This window comes from Mesorhizobium sp. C120A (assembly GCF_030323105.1).
Taxonomy (GTDB): Bacteria; Pseudomonadota; Alphaproteobacteria; order Rhizobiales; family Rhizobiaceae; genus Mesorhizobium.
In genome coordinates this window covers 745,491-760,631 of the sequence record NZ_CP100476.1, presented here as the reverse complement: position 1 = coordinate 760,631, position 15,141 = coordinate 745,491, and the positions used below count along the sequence as shown (strand labels likewise).

Genomic DNA, 15,141 nt, shown 5'->3' with positions numbered 1-15,141 from the left:
CTTTGTTTATCGACCCTGCCTAACATGCAGCGCGCAATTTTCGCTCGCGGCGGATCACTTCGGATGCCAATTGCAGATAGGCTTGGCTGCCGGAGCATTTTAGGTCGTAGAGGATCGCCGGCTTGCCATAGGACGGCGCCTCGGACACCCGCACATTCCTAGGAATGATGGTCTCGTAGACCTTGTCGCCCATGTGTGCCCGCACGTCCTGCACCACCTGGTTGGCGAGGTTGTTGCGGCCGTCATACATGGTCAGCACGATGCCCTGGATGATCAAGTCCGGATTGATCGAACGGCGCACCTGCTCCACCGTTTCCAGGAGTTGGCTTAGCCCTTCCAGCGCGAAGAACTCGCACTGCAGCGGCACAAGAACAGAATCGGCTGCCGCCATTGAATTCAAAGTCAAAAGGTTGAGCGAGGGCGGGCAGTCGATCAGCACATAGCCGAACGGCGCACCGCGCTCGGTGGCGGCGCGCAGCGCGTTGCGCAGCTTAAGCACGCGATCCGGCGCCGAGGCGATTTCCATCTCGATGCCGAGCAGATCGAGCGTCGACGGCACGATCGACAGGCCGGGCACCGCCGTTGGAATGGCGGCCTCTTCCAGGCCCAGTTCGCCGGTCAGCACATCGTAGGAGGAGACGGTGCGGTCCTTGCGGTCGATACCGAGACCCGTCGAGGCATTGCCTTGCGGGTCGAGATCGACGATCAGCACCTTTTCGCCGATCGCGGCCAGCGCCGTGGCCAGATTGATGGCGGTGGTGGTCTTGCCGACGCCGCCCTTCTGGTTGGCGACGGTGATGATGCGAGGTCCGGTTTTCATGGGTCTGTGCCAGGTATTCATGTGGGCCAGGTATTCATTGCGTCGCCAAGGTTGGAGAGCTTACGCAGTCCGCAGATCGGTCACTTCGAGGATGACGCCATGGGCGTCGGTCATGCTCGGATGTTCTACCAGATCGAAAGCCCAGCGGTGAGTGCTTTCTTCCACCTCGGAGCGGTAATCCCGGCCTTTGTGGAACAGCGCCCGCGATCCCTTGGTCAGCCACGGCGCCGACAGATCGAGCAGCGCCGGCAGCGCGGCCAGCGCCCGCGCCGTGATGATTTCCGGTTCGGAAACAAGCGCATAGCTGTCGTCGATGCGCCGGGCGACGACCCGTGCCGGCAAACCGAACTGGCCAATGACCGCCTGTAAAAACGATGCTTTCTTGCGGTTGCTCTCGACCAGATCGATCGACGCGCCATCGCGTTCGACCAGCAGGAAGGCCATTACCAGGCCCGGAAAACCGCCGCCCGAACCGAGATCGGCCCAGCGTTTGGCCTGCGGTGCGATTCGCGCCAGTTGCGCGCTATCCAGAATGTGGCGGCCCCAGACGTCGTCCAGCGTCGACGGCGCGGCCAGATTGATGCTTCGGTTCCATTTCAGGAACAGCTGTTCGAACGCCACCAGGCGTTCGAATGTTTCACGTGAAACCGGTCCCGCAGCCTCTTGCAGGGTCGCCCATGAGGCAGCGCTCACGCAACGGCCCTTTGGGCGGCCGACTCGGCGTTGCGGACGTGCGCGACGATGATGGCCAGCGCCGCCGGCGTCATGCCTTCCATACGCTGCGCGTCAGCGATCGACCGGGGCTGACGCGTTAGCATCTTCTGCTTCAGCTCATTGGACAGGCCAGGAACATCGGCGAAATCCACCGACGCCGGGATCAGCCGGCTTTCCTCGTGGCGGATTTGTGCGACATCTGCCTGCTGGCGATCGAGGTAAACCGAATATTTCGCTTCCGTTTCGAGCCGCTCAGAGGTTTTGACGTCGATTGCGCCAAAGGCCGGCACAACATGGGCCAGCCAAGCGATATCGACGCCGGGATAAGCAAGCAATTCATAGGCGGAACGGCGCACGCCGTCCCTGTTGATCTCCAGCCCATGCCGCGCCGCTTCGTTGGGCGTCATCGTCGTCGCAACTGCGAGTGCGCGCGCCCTATCAAGATCCTGTGTGACTTCATTGAACCGCCGCGTTCGCTCCGGCGACACGATACCAAGCCGATTTGCCAGAGGCGTAAGCCTTTCATCGGCATTGTCGGCGCGCAGCGATAGGCGAAACTCCGCCCGCGAAGTAAACATGCGGTAGGGCTCGGCAATGCCGCGGCTGGTGAGGTCGTCGACCATCACTCCGATGTAGGCTTCGGTGCGGCTGAGCACGATTTGGTCGTCGGCCGCCGCCTTGCGCGCGGCGTTGAGCCCGGCGAGCAGGCCCTGCGCTCCGGCTTCTTCATAGCCGGTGGTGCCGTTGATCTGCCCGGCCAGGAAAAGCCCCGCAATACGTTTGGTCTCAAGCGTCGGCTCGAGCTCGCGCGGATCGACGTGGTCGTATTCGATGGCGTAGCCGGGCTGCAGCATGGTCGCGCGTTCCAGGCCCGGGATCGTCTTCAGAATGTCGAGTTGGACGTCTTCGGGCAGGGAGGTCGAGATGCCATTGGGGTAGACGGTGTCATCGTCCAGCCCTTCCGGCTCCAGGAATATCTGATGACCTTCTCGATCGCCGAACTTGACGATCTTGTCTTCGATCGACGGGCAGTAACGTGGACCTACGCCTTCGATCGAGCCGGAATACATGGCGGAGCGGTCGAGATTGGCGCGGATCAGCGCGTGCGTCGCCGGCGTCGTACGCGTGATGCCGCAATGGATTTGCGGATTCTTGATTGTGTCGGTGAGCAGCGAGAACGGCACTGGATGTTCGTCGGCCGCCTGGCTTTCCAGCGACGCCCAGTCGATGGTGCGGCCATCGAGCCGCGGCGGCGTCCCGGTCTTCAGCCGTCCAAGCGCGAAACCGGCGCGGCTCATCGTCGCCGACAGGCCAAGGCTCGCTTGCTCGTTCATCCGCCCCGCGACAATCTTCTTGTCGCCAATGTGAATAAGACCGCGCAGAAAAGTGCCGGTGGTCAGCACCACGGCGCCGCACGCCAACCGGCGCCCGTCGGCCAGGAGCACAGCGGCGATGCGTCCATCCACGATGTCGAAGTCCAGAACCTCGCCTTCGACGACGTCGAGTCCGTTCTGTTGCCGAATCGCTTCCTGCATGGCCAGCCGATACAGCTTGCGGTCGGCCTGCGTGCGCGGCCCGCGCACGGCAGGGCCTTTGCGGCGATTGAGCAGGCGGAATTGGATGCCGGCAGCATCGGCGATGCGGCCCATCAGCCCGTCCATGGCGTCGATCTCACGCACCAGATGGCCCTTCCCGAGGCCGCCGATCGCTGGATTGCAGGACATGACACCGATCGTGTCGAAGCGCAGCGTCACCAGCGCGGTCCTGGCGCCGGCGCGCGCGGCAGCGCTCGCAGCCTCGCACCCGGCATGGCCACCGCCTACCACAACCACGTCATAGTGATCGATCATTGTCCCTTCCAGATTCAGAGATTTCCCGACACATGTCCCCACGAGAGGACGCTGTCAAGGATTGCAGGTTGATTCGTTCACGTGGACCGGAGTGCTGAAAGCCGCAGAGGTGTTTCACGTGAGTCATGGAAGCGGCGAAGCCTCGTTTGGCGCTGCCCCTTATCTATCTTCCGGCATCTTCTCCCCATGAACGGGGACAATGAGGGGCGGTGCAGGCTTTCGGCCACTTGCCCTTTTGCCAACCGTCTCGTTTCACGTGAAACGCACTTGGGCGGCCCCTATGTTTCACGTGAGTCACTCATACCAGCGCCCCGTCATGTTTCACGTGAGTCACTTGCCAATGCAAAACTGCGAAAAGATCACGTCCAGCAGGTCCTCGACATCCACCGCGCCGACAATCCGGCCAAGCCGGTCCGCCGCAAGACGCAGCTCCTCCGCCCGCAGCTCCTGGCCGCGCTCTTGCCCGGACAAAGCCGAGATCAGAAAGTGCCTGGTCTCATTGAGCAGCTCCACATGCCGCAACCGAGACGGCAGGATGTCACCGGCATCGCCGATAGCAGCTGCGGCGCGCCTGCCGATCTCGGCCAGGAGTTCAGCCAACCCAGTGCCGTCCACCGTCGAGATCAACGCATCATACGCCTCCAATCGCGGCGAACCTTTCAAGAGATCGACCTTGGTGCCGATTCTCAAAGCCGGGGCGTCGACAGGCATGTTGCCGATCGCAGTCGGGTCCGCCAGATCTTCCAGCAACAGCACCAGGTCAGCCGTGTGCGCCTTGGCCCGCGCCTTTTCGATACCGATCGCTTCGATCTTGCCGGGCGCCTCGCGCAGGCCCGCGGTGTCGGTTACCCTGACCCGCACTCCGTGGAGATCCAGCACCACTTCGAGCAAATCCCGCGTCGTGCCGGGCTCGTCGGTAACAATCGCCGCCTCACGCCTGGCCAGCGCATTGAAAAGGCTGGATTTTCCGGCGTTCGGTGCACCGAGGATGACAACCTCAAACCCGTCACGGATGATCTCGGCGGCATGGAAGCCATCGACATGCCGGCCGATCTCGCCCACCATTGCGCGCACATCGGACCAAACCGTGTCCGAAACCGAACCGGGCACGTCGTCTTCGTCGGCGAAGTCGATTTCCGCCTCGATCATCGCCCGTGCATGGATCAGCCGACGGCGCCAGCCAAGATAGAGTTCGCTTTGCACTCTTTCGGCATTCTGCACGGCAAAGCGCCGCTGCGCTTCGGTTTCGGCGTTGACCAGATCGGCCAACGCCTCCGTCTCGACCAGATCCAGCTTGCCGTTGAGAAGAGCCCGGCGCGTAAATTCACCAGGTTCCGCATGACGCACGCCGTCAAACCCGGCAATGATCTCCAGCATCTTGCTGGCGACGGCGCGGCCGCCATGGACGTGGAACTCGGCGACATCCTCGCCGGTAAAACTGTTCGGCCCCGGAAAAAACAGCACCAGGCCGTTGTCGATAAGCGACCCGTCCACTGTTCGGAGCTTGCGCAGGGTCGCAACCCGGTCCTTGATCATGCCGTCGGCAACCGTTTCGACAGCGAATCGAGTTCTTGGTCCGGAGATGCGGATGACAGCGATGCCGGCAGGCAGGCGGCCGCTGGACAGCGCAACAATCGAATCGCCTGAAATCATTTGCCCGTTCTCACCGGTCGCCTAGCTGTCCGGTCAACAATCCCACAGTATGCGGCCGTCATGAACCGGCTGTTCGTCAATATCAAGGTCGATCGCGAGGAGCGGCCGGACATTACCAAATCTGTATAGCCGCCTTGTCATCCATGTGCGAGCAGGCGGGTCCTAATTCCGACGCCGAGCAGTTCTGGGCGGGCCAGCAAGCCCTACGCAGGCCGCATCGTTAACGCTTGTGCCTGGCCCGGAGCCGTGAAGCTGGATCCTTCGCCCCCGACAAGCAAGCTTCGTTCCGGCTGCGAATCAGAATCCCGACCCGCGTCACGCCGATATTGTCGCCCCGATCGGAACGCATGCGAATCGATCGAACATTGGCCAGTGGCATCCGGCCGCCAACCGGCAGACCGGAGCTATGCACCGGCTATCCTGCCCGTGGCGCCGGATCCGTAGGAACCGAGCCGCTGTTGCGACGGCAGGTCAACCGGTGTTTCCGTCCAACGCCGAAGGAAGCGGCGTCGCATCAATGGATGGCGACCGCGGCCCGAACAGCAAATCCTTGGCTGCGACCACCGCTCCGACCGTGATCAGGATGCAAGCAACAGCCACCGACCAGTGAAACACACCAAAGCCTGCCAGCAGAAGCACGAGGACCGAGAAGAGGGGCGCGGCATAGGAGAGGGCGCCGAGGATCATGATGTCGCCGTGCTTGCAGCCATAGTCCCAGGCGTAAAAGCCCGCGCCTAGCGGTATTACGCCCAAGATGACGATGGCGCTCCACTGCGTCGCCGTCTGTGGCCAGACGGTGGTCTCAAGGGTGAGGTGCAGCACCAAGGCGACCGCAGCCGTGATGAAGCAGTAACCGACGACGACATCGGTCGGCACCTTGCCGAAGCGGCGCGATAAAACCGAATAGCCGGCCCAGATGAAAGCGCAGAACAGCGCGATGACATGCCCCTTCATCACACCATTGGCCAGTCCGATCGTGCCGCCCTTGGTGATCACCACAATGGCGCCGGCAAGGCCGAGCATGACGCCGGCGATGTGATGGGCCCTAAGCTTTTCTCCAGGCAGGAAGGCGGCAAAGACGACGATCAGCAACGGCCAGAGATAGGCGATCAGGCTGACCTCGACCGGCGGCGCCGACTGGATGGCGAAGAAATAGGCGCAGTGATAGATGCACAGCCCCGCTGTGCCGAGCGCCCAGACCTGCCACGGCTGGCGCAGCGACTTGATCGCCGCCGGACGGACAAGCCAGCTCGACACGCCGACCAACCCGCCAAGCAGAAACGTCATCGCCGCCAGCTGAAAGGGCGGAATCGGTCCCGCCGCCGTCGAAAGCAGCGCCAGGAAGGACCATGTCAGGATGGCCGAGAAGCCGATCAGGGTCGGGATTGTTTTCTCCATGCGGCTTCCGATCTTCGAGACGCGATTACTCGCATGACGACAGCGATGGAAATTGCCGCCCAAGGCCACGCCCTGTCGGAAATGCGACCTGTTTGCCCCCGCAATGAAAAACCCCGTCCCAGTTCCCGGAACGGGGCTTCAATGCGAAACGATGGCCGACGAGAAGCTTACGTGTTCATCGAGTCGAAGAAATCGGCGTTGGTCTTGGTCTGCTTCAGCTTGTCGATCAGGAACTCGATCGCGTCGGTGGTTCCCATCGGCGCCAGGATGCGGCGCAGGACGAAGATCTTCTGCAGATCCTGCTTGGAGACCAGCAGGTCTTCCTTGCGGGTGCCGGACTTCAAAATGTCCATGGCCGGGTAGATGCGCTTGTCGGCGACCTTGCGGTCGAGCTGGATTTCGCAGTTGCCGGTGCCCTTGAACTCTTCGAAGATCACTTCGTCCATGCGGCTGCCGGTGTCGATCAGCGCGGTGGCGATGATGGTCAGCGAGCCGCCTTCCTCGATGTTGCGGGCCGCGCCGAAGAAGCGCTTTGGCCGCTGCAGCGCGTTGGCGTCGACACCGCCGGTCAGCACCTTGCCGGAGGACGGCACGACGGTGTTGTAGGCACGGCCGAGGCGGGTGATCGAATCGAGCAGAATAACGACGTCGCGGCCATGCTCGACCAGGCGCTTGGCCTTTTCGATGACCATTTCGGCGACCTGGACGTGGCGCACCGCCGGTTCGTCAAAGGTCGAGGACACGACCTCGCCCTTCACCGAACGCTGCATGTCGGTCACTTCTTCTGGCCGTTCGTCGATCAGAAGTACGATCAGATAGCATTCCGGATGATTGGCCGTGATCGAGTGGGCAATATTCTGCATCAGCACCGTTTTGCCGGTACGCGGCTGCGCGTTGATGAGCGCGCGCTGTCCCTTGCCGATCGGCGCCACCAGGTCGATCACGCGCGACGAGATGTCCTTGCCGGTCGGATTGTCGATCTCCATCTTCAGCCGCTTGGTCGGATAGAGCGGCGTCAGATTGTCGAAATGGATCTTGTGACGAATCTTTTCGGGATCGTCGAAATTGATCGTGTTGACCTTGAGAAGGGCGAAATAGCGCTCGCCCTCTTTTGGGCTGCGGATCGGCCCTTCGACGGTATCGCCGGTCTTCAAGGAGAAGCGGCGGATCTGCGAGGGCGAGATGTAGATATCGTCGGGACCCGGCAGATAATTGGCGTTGGCCGAGCGCAGGAAGCCGAAACCGTCCTGCAACAACTCGACCACACCATCGCCGATGATCTCGACGTCCTGGGCGGCCAGTTTCTTCAGGATGGCAAACATCAGTTCCTGCTTGCGCATGACGCTGGCGTTTTCTACTTCGAGCGATTCGGCATAGGCGATCAGCTCTGGCGGCTTCTTGTTCTTGAACTCTGCGAGTTTCATTTCTTGCATAGACGGACTCTGAATCTGCTTTGGGGAAAATATATCGGCTGGATGCGATAAATGCCGGGCGCGGCCGAAAGCAATCAAGGGCGGCGCATGACGGGAAGGAAGACCCGTCTTTTATCGTCGGTCGGGGGAAAGAGCAAGCTGCGTTTTGTCGACCGAAATGGGCCTAGAACGGCTTGACGACAACCAGGATGACGATGGCGATCATCAGCAATGTGGGGATCTCGTTGACGATTCGCCAGTGCCGCGCCGGTTTTTCATTGCGGTCCTCGGCGAATTTCCTGACAGCACCGGCCAGATAGCCATGCACGCCCGACAGCAACAGCACCAAGCCTATCTTGGCGTGCAGCCAGCCGCCGTGAAAGCCAAACACTTTCCAGGCAAGCCAAAGCCCGAACACCCAGGTGACGATCATCGCCGGATTGATGATGCCGCGCAGCAGACGCCGCTCCATCACCTTGAAGGTCTCCGATTGGACGGACCCCTTCTCTGTGTCGGCGTGGTAGACCAGCAATCGCGGCAGATAGAGCATGCCGGCCATCCAGGAGATGACGGCCAGGATATGGATTGCCTTCGCCCAGGGATAGAAACCCTCAGGCGCAAAGAAAAACAAAAGTGCGGTGAGAACAACCAGCACTCCGATGCCGATGGTCATCCGCATCATCGCCCCACGAGTGCTGTTGCCGCCCGTATTATCTGATTGAGCCATCAGCGTGTCGCGCTCCGCACCTGCTTCACCATCGCCTCGACATGTGCCACCGGCGTCTCCGGCGTGATGCCATGGCCGAGATTGAAGATCAGCGGTCCGTCTCCCAGCGCCTTGAGGATCGCATCGACGCCGTCCGACAGGGCTTTGCCGCCAGCCACGAGCCGCAAGGGATCGAGATTGCCCTGGACCGCCCCTGAATGCTGCAGTTCGTTCGCAGCCGACAGGGGCACGGTCCAGTCGATCCCCAGCCCCGTGACCCCGGTCTTCTCACGATAGGTCTCGTAGCGGGCGCCGGCGCCCTTGGGAAAGCCGATGATCGGAACATCGCGATGAACCGCACGAACTTGCCTGACGATCTCCGCCACCGGTTGCACGCAGAACTGCTCGAAAGACGCATCATCAAGCACGCCGGACCAGGAATCGAAAATCTGCACCACGTCGGCACCGGCTTCGATCTGGCGGATCAAATAGGCCGCGGAGTGATCGGCGAGCACTTTCAGGAGATGCTTGAAGGCCGTCGGTTCGCGATAGGCAAACAGCCGCGCCGGCGCCTGGTCGGGTGTGCCGTGGCCAGCGATCATGTAGGTCGCCACCGTCCACGGCGCGCCGCAGAAGCCGATCAGCGTGGTCTCGTCAGGCAATCTTGCCCGCAGCCGGCGAACCGTTTCGTAGACCGGTTCGAGATTCACGTGAAACGTTTCACTGTTGAGAGCCGAAATCTCAGCTGCAGTGATTGGCGTCAGCAGCGGCCCGCGGCCCTCCTCGAAGCGGACATCGCGTCCCAGCGCATGCGGCACGACCAGAATGTCAGAGAACAGGATCGAGGCATCGAAGCCGAAGCGCTCGATCGGCTGCAGCGTCACTTCGACAGCCAGATCAGGATTGTAGCAAAGATCGAGAAAGGACCCGGCGCGCTTTCTGGTCTCGCGGTACTCCGGCAAATAGCGCCCGGCCTGGCGCATCATCCAGAGCGGCGGCGGAAACACTGCCTCGCCTCTCAGCACGTCCAGCACGATGCGGTTCTCGGGCATTGAGCGCTCTCTTCCCTGCCTTCTCTATAATTAAATAGTCTATTTCTAGAATTTTCTGATTCTAAGAGTCTGTTGGTATCGGTGGTTGTCACCTGTCCCGCTTTGCCCTGGAAAAGGCCATCCAGCATTTTGTCGCGTGTTTCTTCCGCGGGATTGTCAAAGAGTGTGGATGACCAGGATTCCATCACTGGAGTCAATGGTTTGGCGTAGCCGCTGAAAAACCGCCTCTGTGGATGAAGCGCTGGCAAAAACGCCCGTCCCCAGATTTGTCCCCAACCGCACAGTGAAGCTGACAGCGCATCGAATTGTGGACAACTGGCCTTCTGATACAGTCGCCTCCAGCCGGTCGCCTTTGCGGCCCCGGTTTATCCACACAAGCCCACAGCCTGAGGCGCCCCCTGTGAACAAACCCCAGAGCTTCTTTCACCTGCACCTGATTTCCGACGCCACCGGCGAGACGCTGCTGGCGGCCGGCCGAGCCGCCTCGGCGCAATACAAGGATGCGCGCGCCATCGAGCATATCTATCCGCTCATCCGCACCGAAAAGCAGGTGGCGAAAGTCTTCGAGGACATAGAGGAGGAACCGGGCATCATCCTCTACACCGTCGTCGACCAGAAGCTGGCGCGCGGCATTGACGAGCGCTGCGCCACCATGGGGCTGCCCTGTGTTTCGGTGCTGGAGCCGGTCCTCACCGTCTTCCAGTCCTATCTTGGCACGCCGGCCGGCCGCCGCGTCGGCGCCCAGCATGTGCTCGACGCCGATTATTTCCACCGTATCGACGCACTCAATTTCACCATGGAGCATGATGACGGCCAGCTGCCGCTCAATATGGACGACGCGGATGTGGTGCTGATCGGCATTTCCAGGACATCGAAGACGCCGACCAGCATCTATCTCGCCAACCGCGGCATCAAGACCGCCAACATCCCGATCGTGCTCGGCGTGCCGGTGCCCGAAAGCCTGGTCGCTGCCACCAAGCCGCTGATCGTCGGGCTGATCGCCACCGCCGAACGCATCTCGCATGTCCGGCAGAACCGCGTGCTCGGCAACAGCAGCACCTACGAAGCGACCGATTATGTCGACCGTGCCTCGATCGCCGAAGAGCTCGCCTATGCCCGCCAGATCTGCACCCGCCACAATTGGCCGATGATAGACGTCAGCCGCCGCTCGATCGAAGAGACCGCGGCAGCCATTGTTGCCCTGCGGGGGAAGAATAGATGATGGGATGGCAACGCGACCTCCTGCCCCAATCAACCACTATCGACCAGGCCCAGAACCCATGACCGAAAAAATCATCCTCGCCTCCGGCAGCCCGTTCCGCAAAGCAATGCTCATCAATGCCGGGCTCGGCATCGAAGCGGTGCCTGCCGATGTCGACGAGCGTGCGCTCGAGGCGCCGTTGCAGGACAGCGGTGTGTCGCCGGAAGATGTCGCCCTGATACTCGCCGAAGCCAAGGCGACCGAGGTCAGCGAACGCAGATCGGGCGCCTTGGTGCTCGGCTGCGACCAGACTTTGTCACTGGGAGATGAAGTGTTCCACAAGCCGGCCGACATGGAAGGCGCCCGCCGCCATCTGTTGGCGCTGTCAGGCAAGACGCATCAGCTGAACAGCGCCGCCGTGCTCTGCCGCAACGGCAAGGTGCTGTGGCGCCATGTCGGCATCGCCAGCCTTACCATGCGCAAGCTCGATCCGGCCTTCGTCGGCCGGCACCTGGCCCGCGTCGGCGCCAAGGCGTTGTCGAGCGTCGGCGCCTACCAGATCGAGGGCGAAGGCATCCAGCTGTTCGAAAAGATCGAAGGCGATTATTTCACCATTGTCGGCCTGCCGCTGTTACCGGTGCTGGCGGAATTGCGTGCGCTCGGAGCCATCGATGGTTGAGAAAAAAGCTTTCGTCACCGGCCATCCGATCGCGCATTCGCGCTCGCCGAAGATCCACGGCTATTGGCTGAACACATACGGCATCGACGGCAGCTATCATGCGATCGATGTCGCGCCGGCCGATTTTCCCGAGTTCCTCTCTTCCCTCCAGGCCAATGGCTATCAGGGCGGCAACGTCACCATTCCACACAAGGAAGTCGCCTTCGCCCGGGTCGAGCGCCGCGACGAGGCGGCGGAGATGATCGGCGCGGTCAACATGCTGTGGCTGGACGACGGCGTGCTGTGGGGCGGCAATTCGGACTGGATCGGCTTTGCCGGCAATCTCGACGAGCATGCCCGGGGCTGGGAGAGAAACGCTCCGGCCGTGGTGCTCGGCGCCGGTGGCGCGTCGCGCGCGGTCATCCACGCGCTTAAATCGCGCGGCATCAAAGATATCCGCATCGTCAACCGCACATTGGCGCGGGCGCAGGAACTCGCCGACCGCTTCGGGGCCGGCGTCTCGGCGCATGGCGCGGTCGGCGACTTGCTTGGCGATGCCGGCTTGCTGATCAACACGACGGCACTTGGCATGCATGGCGATGCGACGCTGGCCGCCGATCCGGCCGGCCTGCCAGCTCACGCCATTGTCGCAGACATCGTCTATGTGCCGCTGGAAACACCGCTGCTTGCCGCTGCCCGCGCGAGAAACTTGAAGACGGTCGACGGGCTCGGCATGCTGTTGCACCAGGCTGTGCCCGGTTTCGAACGCTGGTTCGGCAAGAAGCCGCAGGTCACGCCTGAGTTGCGACAGATGATCGTCGCCGACATCGTCGCCAAATGATGGGTCGCAAATGATGGGCGCAAAATGATGATCGTGCTTGGCCTCACCGGGTCGATCGGCATGGGTAAGTCGACGACGGCGAAAATGTTCGTCGACGCCGGCGTGCCGGTGCATGACTCCGACGAGACCGTGCATCGCCTCTATGCCGGCAAGGCAGCACCTCTCGTCGAGGCGGCCTTTCCCGGCACCGTGATTGCCGGTTCGGTCGACCGCACCGAGTTGGCGCGCCGCGTGCTCGGCAACGCTGCTGCGCTGAAGACATTGGAGGCGATCGTCCATCCGCTGGTGCGGGCCGATGCCGATGCCTTTCTGGCAAGGCACCGCGCCGCCGCCGCGCCGCTCGTCGTGCTCGACATTCCGCTGCTGTTCGAAACCGGCGGCCGCAACCGTGTCGACAAGGTCGTCGTCGTCACCGCGCCGGCCAATATCCAGCGCGCCCGCGTGCTGGCGCGTCCTGATATGAGCGAGGAAAAGCTGGCGGCCATCCTGGCCAAGCAGGTGCCCGATGCCGAAAAACGCCGGCAGGCCGATTTCGTCATCGACACCGGTGAAGGCATGGACGCCGCCCGCAGCGCGGTCGGCGCGATCATTGCCGAGCTCTCAGGGCGCTGAGCTCGCCTGCTAACTCCTGGGGGATAAGTCGCGCCCATAAGGCTCCTGACGGCAGGCTGTCGGCATTGCCCATTGCCATTTTGTTGCGCTCCATGATTCTACTCCTCCAGGAGTGAGTTGATTCTATGCGTGAGATCATTTTCGATACCGAAACCACCGGACTCGACATGCGCGACGACCGCATCATCGAGCTTGGCGGCGTCGAGCTGGTCAACCGCTTCCCGACCGGCCGCACCTTCCACAAATTCATCAATCCGCAGGGGCGCGCCGTCCATGTCGAGGCGCAAGCCGTGCACGGCATCAGCGCCGCCGACCTCGTCGGCAAGCCGACCTTTGCCGAAATCGCCGAGGAATGGCTCGCCTTCACCGACGGCGCCAAGCTCGTCGCCCACAACGCCAATTTCGACATCGGCTTCCTCAACACGGAATTCGGGCGGCTCGGCCAGCCGGCCATAGACACCGGGCGCGTCGTCGACACGCTGGCGCTGGCGCGGCGCAAGCATCCGATGGGCCCCAATTCGCTCGACGCGCTCTGCCGCCGCTACGGCATCGACAACGGCCACCGCACCAAGCACGGCGCGCTGCTCGATTCCGAGCTCCTGGCCGAGGTCTACATCGAACTCATCGGCGGCAAGCAGGCCGCACTTGTCCTCGACGCGGTCGTGGTGCAGCTCAACAGCAATGGCGACGTTGCCGACATCGACATCTCGATCGCCGCCAGGCCAATCGCCCTGCCGCCGCGCCTGACTGAGGGCGAGCGAGCGGCGCATGCGGGGCTGGTGGCGACGCTGGGTGAAAAGGCGCTGTGGCTGAAGGTGGCGGCGGGGTGAACGGATCGCGGAGGTAGCGTTCCGTCACACCCCTCTCTGGCCTGCCGGCCATCTCCCCCTCAAGGGGGGAGATCAGCAGCTTCGCCGCTCCAGCCCATTCCTGCAACGTCTAAAGTTGGCGAAGGTCGCGATGAGGGGGAGATGCCTGGCAAGGCAGAGGGGGTGCTGTCCCGCCAGCATCTCAGTATACAAAAAGCCCGGCACGAAGCCGGGCTTTCAACTCATGCGCGTGACGCTTGCCTTCAGCTCACCTTGACCTTCGATGCCGCCTGGTCCTCGGCCAGCTTCTGCTGGAACATCTGGGCAAAATCGATCGGGTCGAGCATCAACGGCGGGAAGCCGCCATTGCGGGTGGCTTCGGCGATGATCTGGCGGGCGAACGGGAACAAAAGCCGCGGGCATTCGATGAACAGGATCGGCAGCATGTGCTCCTGCGGGAAGCCGGCGATGGCGAAGACGCCGCCATAGACCAGTTCGACATTGAACAGCACTTCCTGGTCGAAGGACGCCTTGGCGTTCAAGGTCAGATTGACGTCGAACTGCTTGTCGGAGAGCGGGTTGGCATTGACATTGACGTTGATCGCAATGCCTGGGGCCTTGTCGCGGCCGCGCAGCGAGTTCGGCGCGCCGGGGCTTTCGAAGGACAGGTCCTTCACATACTGGGCAAGCACGTTGAGCGAGGGCTGCGCCGTTTCGCCGTTGCCGTTGGCGGCGCCGACCGGCGCGTCATCTTTGCTGGCCATGAGCCTTGTTCCTTTTGCCTGGACAGCAGCGCTGACCGAATTGAAATCGGGCGTTGGCTAGCATGGTCGGCAAGACAAGACAAGGTTTGCCGCCTTCAGGCCGAAAGGGGTCAATAGTCAGTCGTTGGCAAGGTGACGTTCAGTCGTCCTTCAGGCGGCGCCACGGCGAGTTATGGTCGGGACCGCGCTTGAAATCGTCCTCGCGCGAATAGTCGCGGTCGTCGAGGTCGATGACCTTGTCACGCGACCTGCCGCGAAAACCGCCGGCGGTGAAATCGGTCGCGACGACGATGCGGCCCTTGAGCCTGCGCCAGGCAAGGTCGCGCACCGGCGGCAGGAACAGCAGCAGGCCGACAATATCGGTGATGAAGCCGGGGATGATCAACAGGATCGCGGCGACCACGATCATGGCGCCATGCGCGAGCTGGCGGCTGGGGTCGCCGCCGCCGGCCATCTCGGCGCGGACCCGCGCCATGACGCCAAAACCCTGGTGCCGGAGCAGAAGCACGCCGGCAATGCTTGAAGCCAGCACCAGACCGACCGTCGCCAGCGCCCCGACCTCGCGGCCGACAATGACGAAACCGGCGATTTCCAGCAGCGGCAGCGCAAGCAGGAACAGAGGAAGGAAGGAAATGCGCAAGTCTTGACCGA

The 15,141-nt window shown here is 62.3% G+C and carries 15 protein-coding genes and 1 pseudogene; 6 read left to right on the top strand and 10 right to left on the bottom strand.

Features of this window, described 5'->3' with window-relative positions:
- Positions 1 to 19 precede the first annotated feature (19 nt).
- From NL532_RS03780 to mnmE, 4 genes are all read right to left on the bottom strand, one after another.
- Positions 20 to 820: a ParA family protein gene (locus tag NL532_RS03780; protein ID WP_023829874.1), complete on the bottom strand. Its 801-nt coding sequence runs from the start codon at positions 818 to 820 to the stop codon at positions 20 to 22.
- 60 nt (positions 821 to 880) lie between these two features.
- On the bottom strand, positions 881 to 1,513 hold the full coding sequence (gene rsmG / locus NL532_RS03775; RefSeq protein WP_023715714.1) for a 16S rRNA (guanine(527)-N(7))-methyltransferase RsmG: 633 nt from the start codon (positions 1,511 to 1,513) through the stop codon (positions 881 to 883).
- Positions 1,510 to 3,384, bottom strand: coding sequence for a tRNA uridine-5-carboxymethylaminomethyl(34) synthesis enzyme MnmG (mnmG, locus tag NL532_RS03770; protein WP_023829875.1), 1,875 nt, complete (start codon positions 3,382 to 3,384; stop codon positions 1,510 to 1,512). The genes rsmG and mnmG overlap by 4 nt, the downstream gene beginning before the upstream one ends.
- Positions 3,385 to 3,714: 330 nt before the next feature.
- Positions 3,715 to 5,037, bottom strand: coding sequence for a tRNA uridine-5-carboxymethylaminomethyl(34) synthesis GTPase MnmE (gene mnmE / locus NL532_RS03765; protein ID WP_023829876.1), 1,323 nt, complete (start codon positions 5,035 to 5,037; stop codon positions 3,715 to 3,717).
- A 51-nt stretch (positions 5,038 to 5,088) separates the two neighbouring features.
- Between mnmE and NL532_RS32385 the strand changes: the two are divergent.
- Positions 5,089 to 5,231 (top strand): annotated as a pseudogene (locus NL532_RS32385) (DUF255 domain-containing protein); the annotation flags it as partial.
- A 277-nt stretch (positions 5,232 to 5,508) separates the two neighbouring features.
- On the opposite strand, the gene yddG reads toward NL532_RS32385, so the two are convergent.
- From yddG to hemE, 4 genes are all read right to left on the bottom strand, one after another.
- Positions 5,509 to 6,435 (bottom strand): aromatic amino acid exporter YddG, encoded by a 927-nt coding sequence (gene yddG, locus NL532_RS03760; protein WP_023829877.1) that lies wholly within the window; start codon positions 6,433 to 6,435, stop codon positions 5,509 to 5,511.
- Positions 6,436 to 6,602: 167 nt separating this feature from the next.
- Positions 6,603 to 7,868: a transcription termination factor Rho gene (gene rho / locus NL532_RS03755; protein WP_023672113.1), complete on the bottom strand. Its 1,266-nt coding sequence runs from the start codon at positions 7,866 to 7,868 to the stop codon at positions 6,603 to 6,605.
- Between the two features lie 163 nt (positions 7,869 to 8,031).
- Positions 8,032 to 8,574: a protoporphyrinogen oxidase HemJ gene (gene hemJ / locus NL532_RS03750; RefSeq protein WP_023742021.1), complete on the bottom strand. Its 543-nt coding sequence runs from the start codon at positions 8,572 to 8,574 to the stop codon at positions 8,032 to 8,034.
- The gene (hemE, locus tag NL532_RS03745) at positions 8,574 to 9,605 is read right to left on the bottom strand and encodes a uroporphyrinogen decarboxylase (protein ID WP_023726726.1); all 1,032 of its coding nucleotides are present in this window, start codon (positions 9,603 to 9,605) and stop codon (positions 8,574 to 8,576) included. The genes hemJ and hemE overlap by 1 nt, the downstream gene beginning before the upstream one ends.
- A 283-nt stretch (positions 9,606 to 9,888) precedes the next feature.
- Between hemE and NL532_RS03740 the strand changes: the two genes are divergently transcribed.
- The 5 genes from NL532_RS03740 to dnaQ all read left to right on the top strand — a co-directional run bounded on the left by NL532_RS03740 (position 9,889) and on the right by dnaQ (position 13,747).
- On the top strand, positions 9,889 to 10,827 hold the full coding sequence (locus tag NL532_RS03740; protein ID WP_460222828.1) for a pyruvate, water dikinase regulatory protein: 939 nt from the start codon (positions 9,889 to 9,891) through the stop codon (positions 10,825 to 10,827).
- A gap of 58 nt (positions 10,828 to 10,885) precedes the next feature.
- On the top strand, positions 10,886 to 11,485 hold the full coding sequence (locus NL532_RS03735; RefSeq protein WP_023698100.1) for a Maf-like protein: 600 nt from the start codon (positions 10,886 to 10,888) through the stop codon (positions 11,483 to 11,485).
- Positions 11,478 to 12,305 carry a shikimate dehydrogenase gene (locus tag NL532_RS03730; protein WP_023685038.1) on the top strand — a complete coding sequence of 276 codons (828 nt, stop codon included), beginning with the start codon at positions 11,478 to 11,480 and terminating at the stop codon, positions 12,303 to 12,305. Before NL532_RS03735 ends, NL532_RS03730 begins: the two co-directional genes overlap by 8 nt.
- Positions 12,306 to 12,332: 27 nt before the next feature.
- Entirely contained in the window at positions 12,333 to 12,917 is a 585-nt protein-coding gene (gene coaE, locus NL532_RS03725) for a dephospho-CoA kinase (protein WP_023687592.1), read from the top strand.
- Between the two features lie 125 nt (positions 12,918 to 13,042).
- Positions 13,043 to 13,747 carry a DNA polymerase III subunit epsilon gene (dnaQ, locus tag NL532_RS03720; RefSeq protein WP_023672106.1) on the top strand — a complete coding sequence of 235 codons (705 nt, stop codon included), beginning with the start codon at positions 13,043 to 13,045 and terminating at the stop codon, positions 13,745 to 13,747.
- A 242-nt stretch (positions 13,748 to 13,989) separates the two neighbouring features.
- Here the strand turns inward: dnaQ and secB are convergent, their stop codons facing one another.
- Positions 13,990 to 14,490: a protein-export chaperone SecB gene (gene secB, locus NL532_RS03715; RefSeq protein ID WP_023672105.1), complete on the bottom strand. Its 501-nt coding sequence runs from the start codon at positions 14,488 to 14,490 to the stop codon at positions 13,990 to 13,992.
- A 139-nt stretch (positions 14,491 to 14,629) separates the two neighbouring features.
- Complete coding sequence (locus tag NL532_RS03710) at positions 14,630 to 15,130, bottom strand: FxsA family protein (RefSeq protein ID WP_023687591.1); 501 nt, start codon at positions 15,128 to 15,130, stop codon at positions 14,630 to 14,632.
- Positions 15,131 to 15,141 lie beyond the last annotated feature (11 nt).

Coding starts and splice junctions, on each gene's coding strand:
- NL532_RS03780 (WP_023829874.1), bottom strand. CDS start 820: ATGAAAACCGGACCTCGCATCATCACCGTCGCCAACCAGAAGGGCGGC.
- mnmG (WP_023829875.1), bottom strand. CDS start 3,384: ATGATCGATCACTATGACGTGGTTGTGGTAGGCGGTGGCCATGCCGGG.
- mnmE (WP_023829876.1), bottom strand. CDS start 5,037: ATGATTTCAGGCGATTCGATTGTTGCGCTGTCCAGCGGCCGCCTGCCT.
- yddG (WP_023829877.1), bottom strand. CDS start 6,435: ATGGAGAAAACAATCCCGACCCTGATCGGCTTCTCGGCCATCCTGACA.
- rho (WP_023672113.1), bottom strand. CDS start 7,868: ATGCAAGAAATGAAACTCGCAGAGTTCAAGAACAAGAAGCCGCCAGAG.
- hemJ (WP_023742021.1), bottom strand. CDS start 8,574: ATGGCTCAATCAGATAATACGGGCGGCAACAGCACTCGTGGGGCGATG.
- hemE (WP_023726726.1), bottom strand. CDS start 9,605: ATGCCCGAGAACCGCATCGTGCTGGACGTGCTGAGAGGCGAGGCAGTG.
- NL532_RS03735 (WP_023698100.1), top strand. CDS start 10,886: ATGACCGAAAAAATCATCCTCGCCTCCGGCAGCCCGTTCCGCAAAGCA.
- NL532_RS03730 (WP_023685038.1), top strand. CDS start 11,478: ATGGTTGAGAAAAAAGCTTTCGTCACCGGCCATCCGATCGCGCATTCG.
- coaE (WP_023687592.1), top strand. CDS start 12,333: ATGATCGTGCTTGGCCTCACCGGGTCGATCGGCATGGGTAAGTCGACG.
- dnaQ (WP_023672106.1), top strand. CDS start 13,043: ATGCGTGAGATCATTTTCGATACCGAAACCACCGGACTCGACATGCGC.
- secB (WP_023672105.1), bottom strand. CDS start 14,490: ATGGCCAGCAAAGATGACGCGCCGGTCGGCGCCGCCAACGGCAACGGC.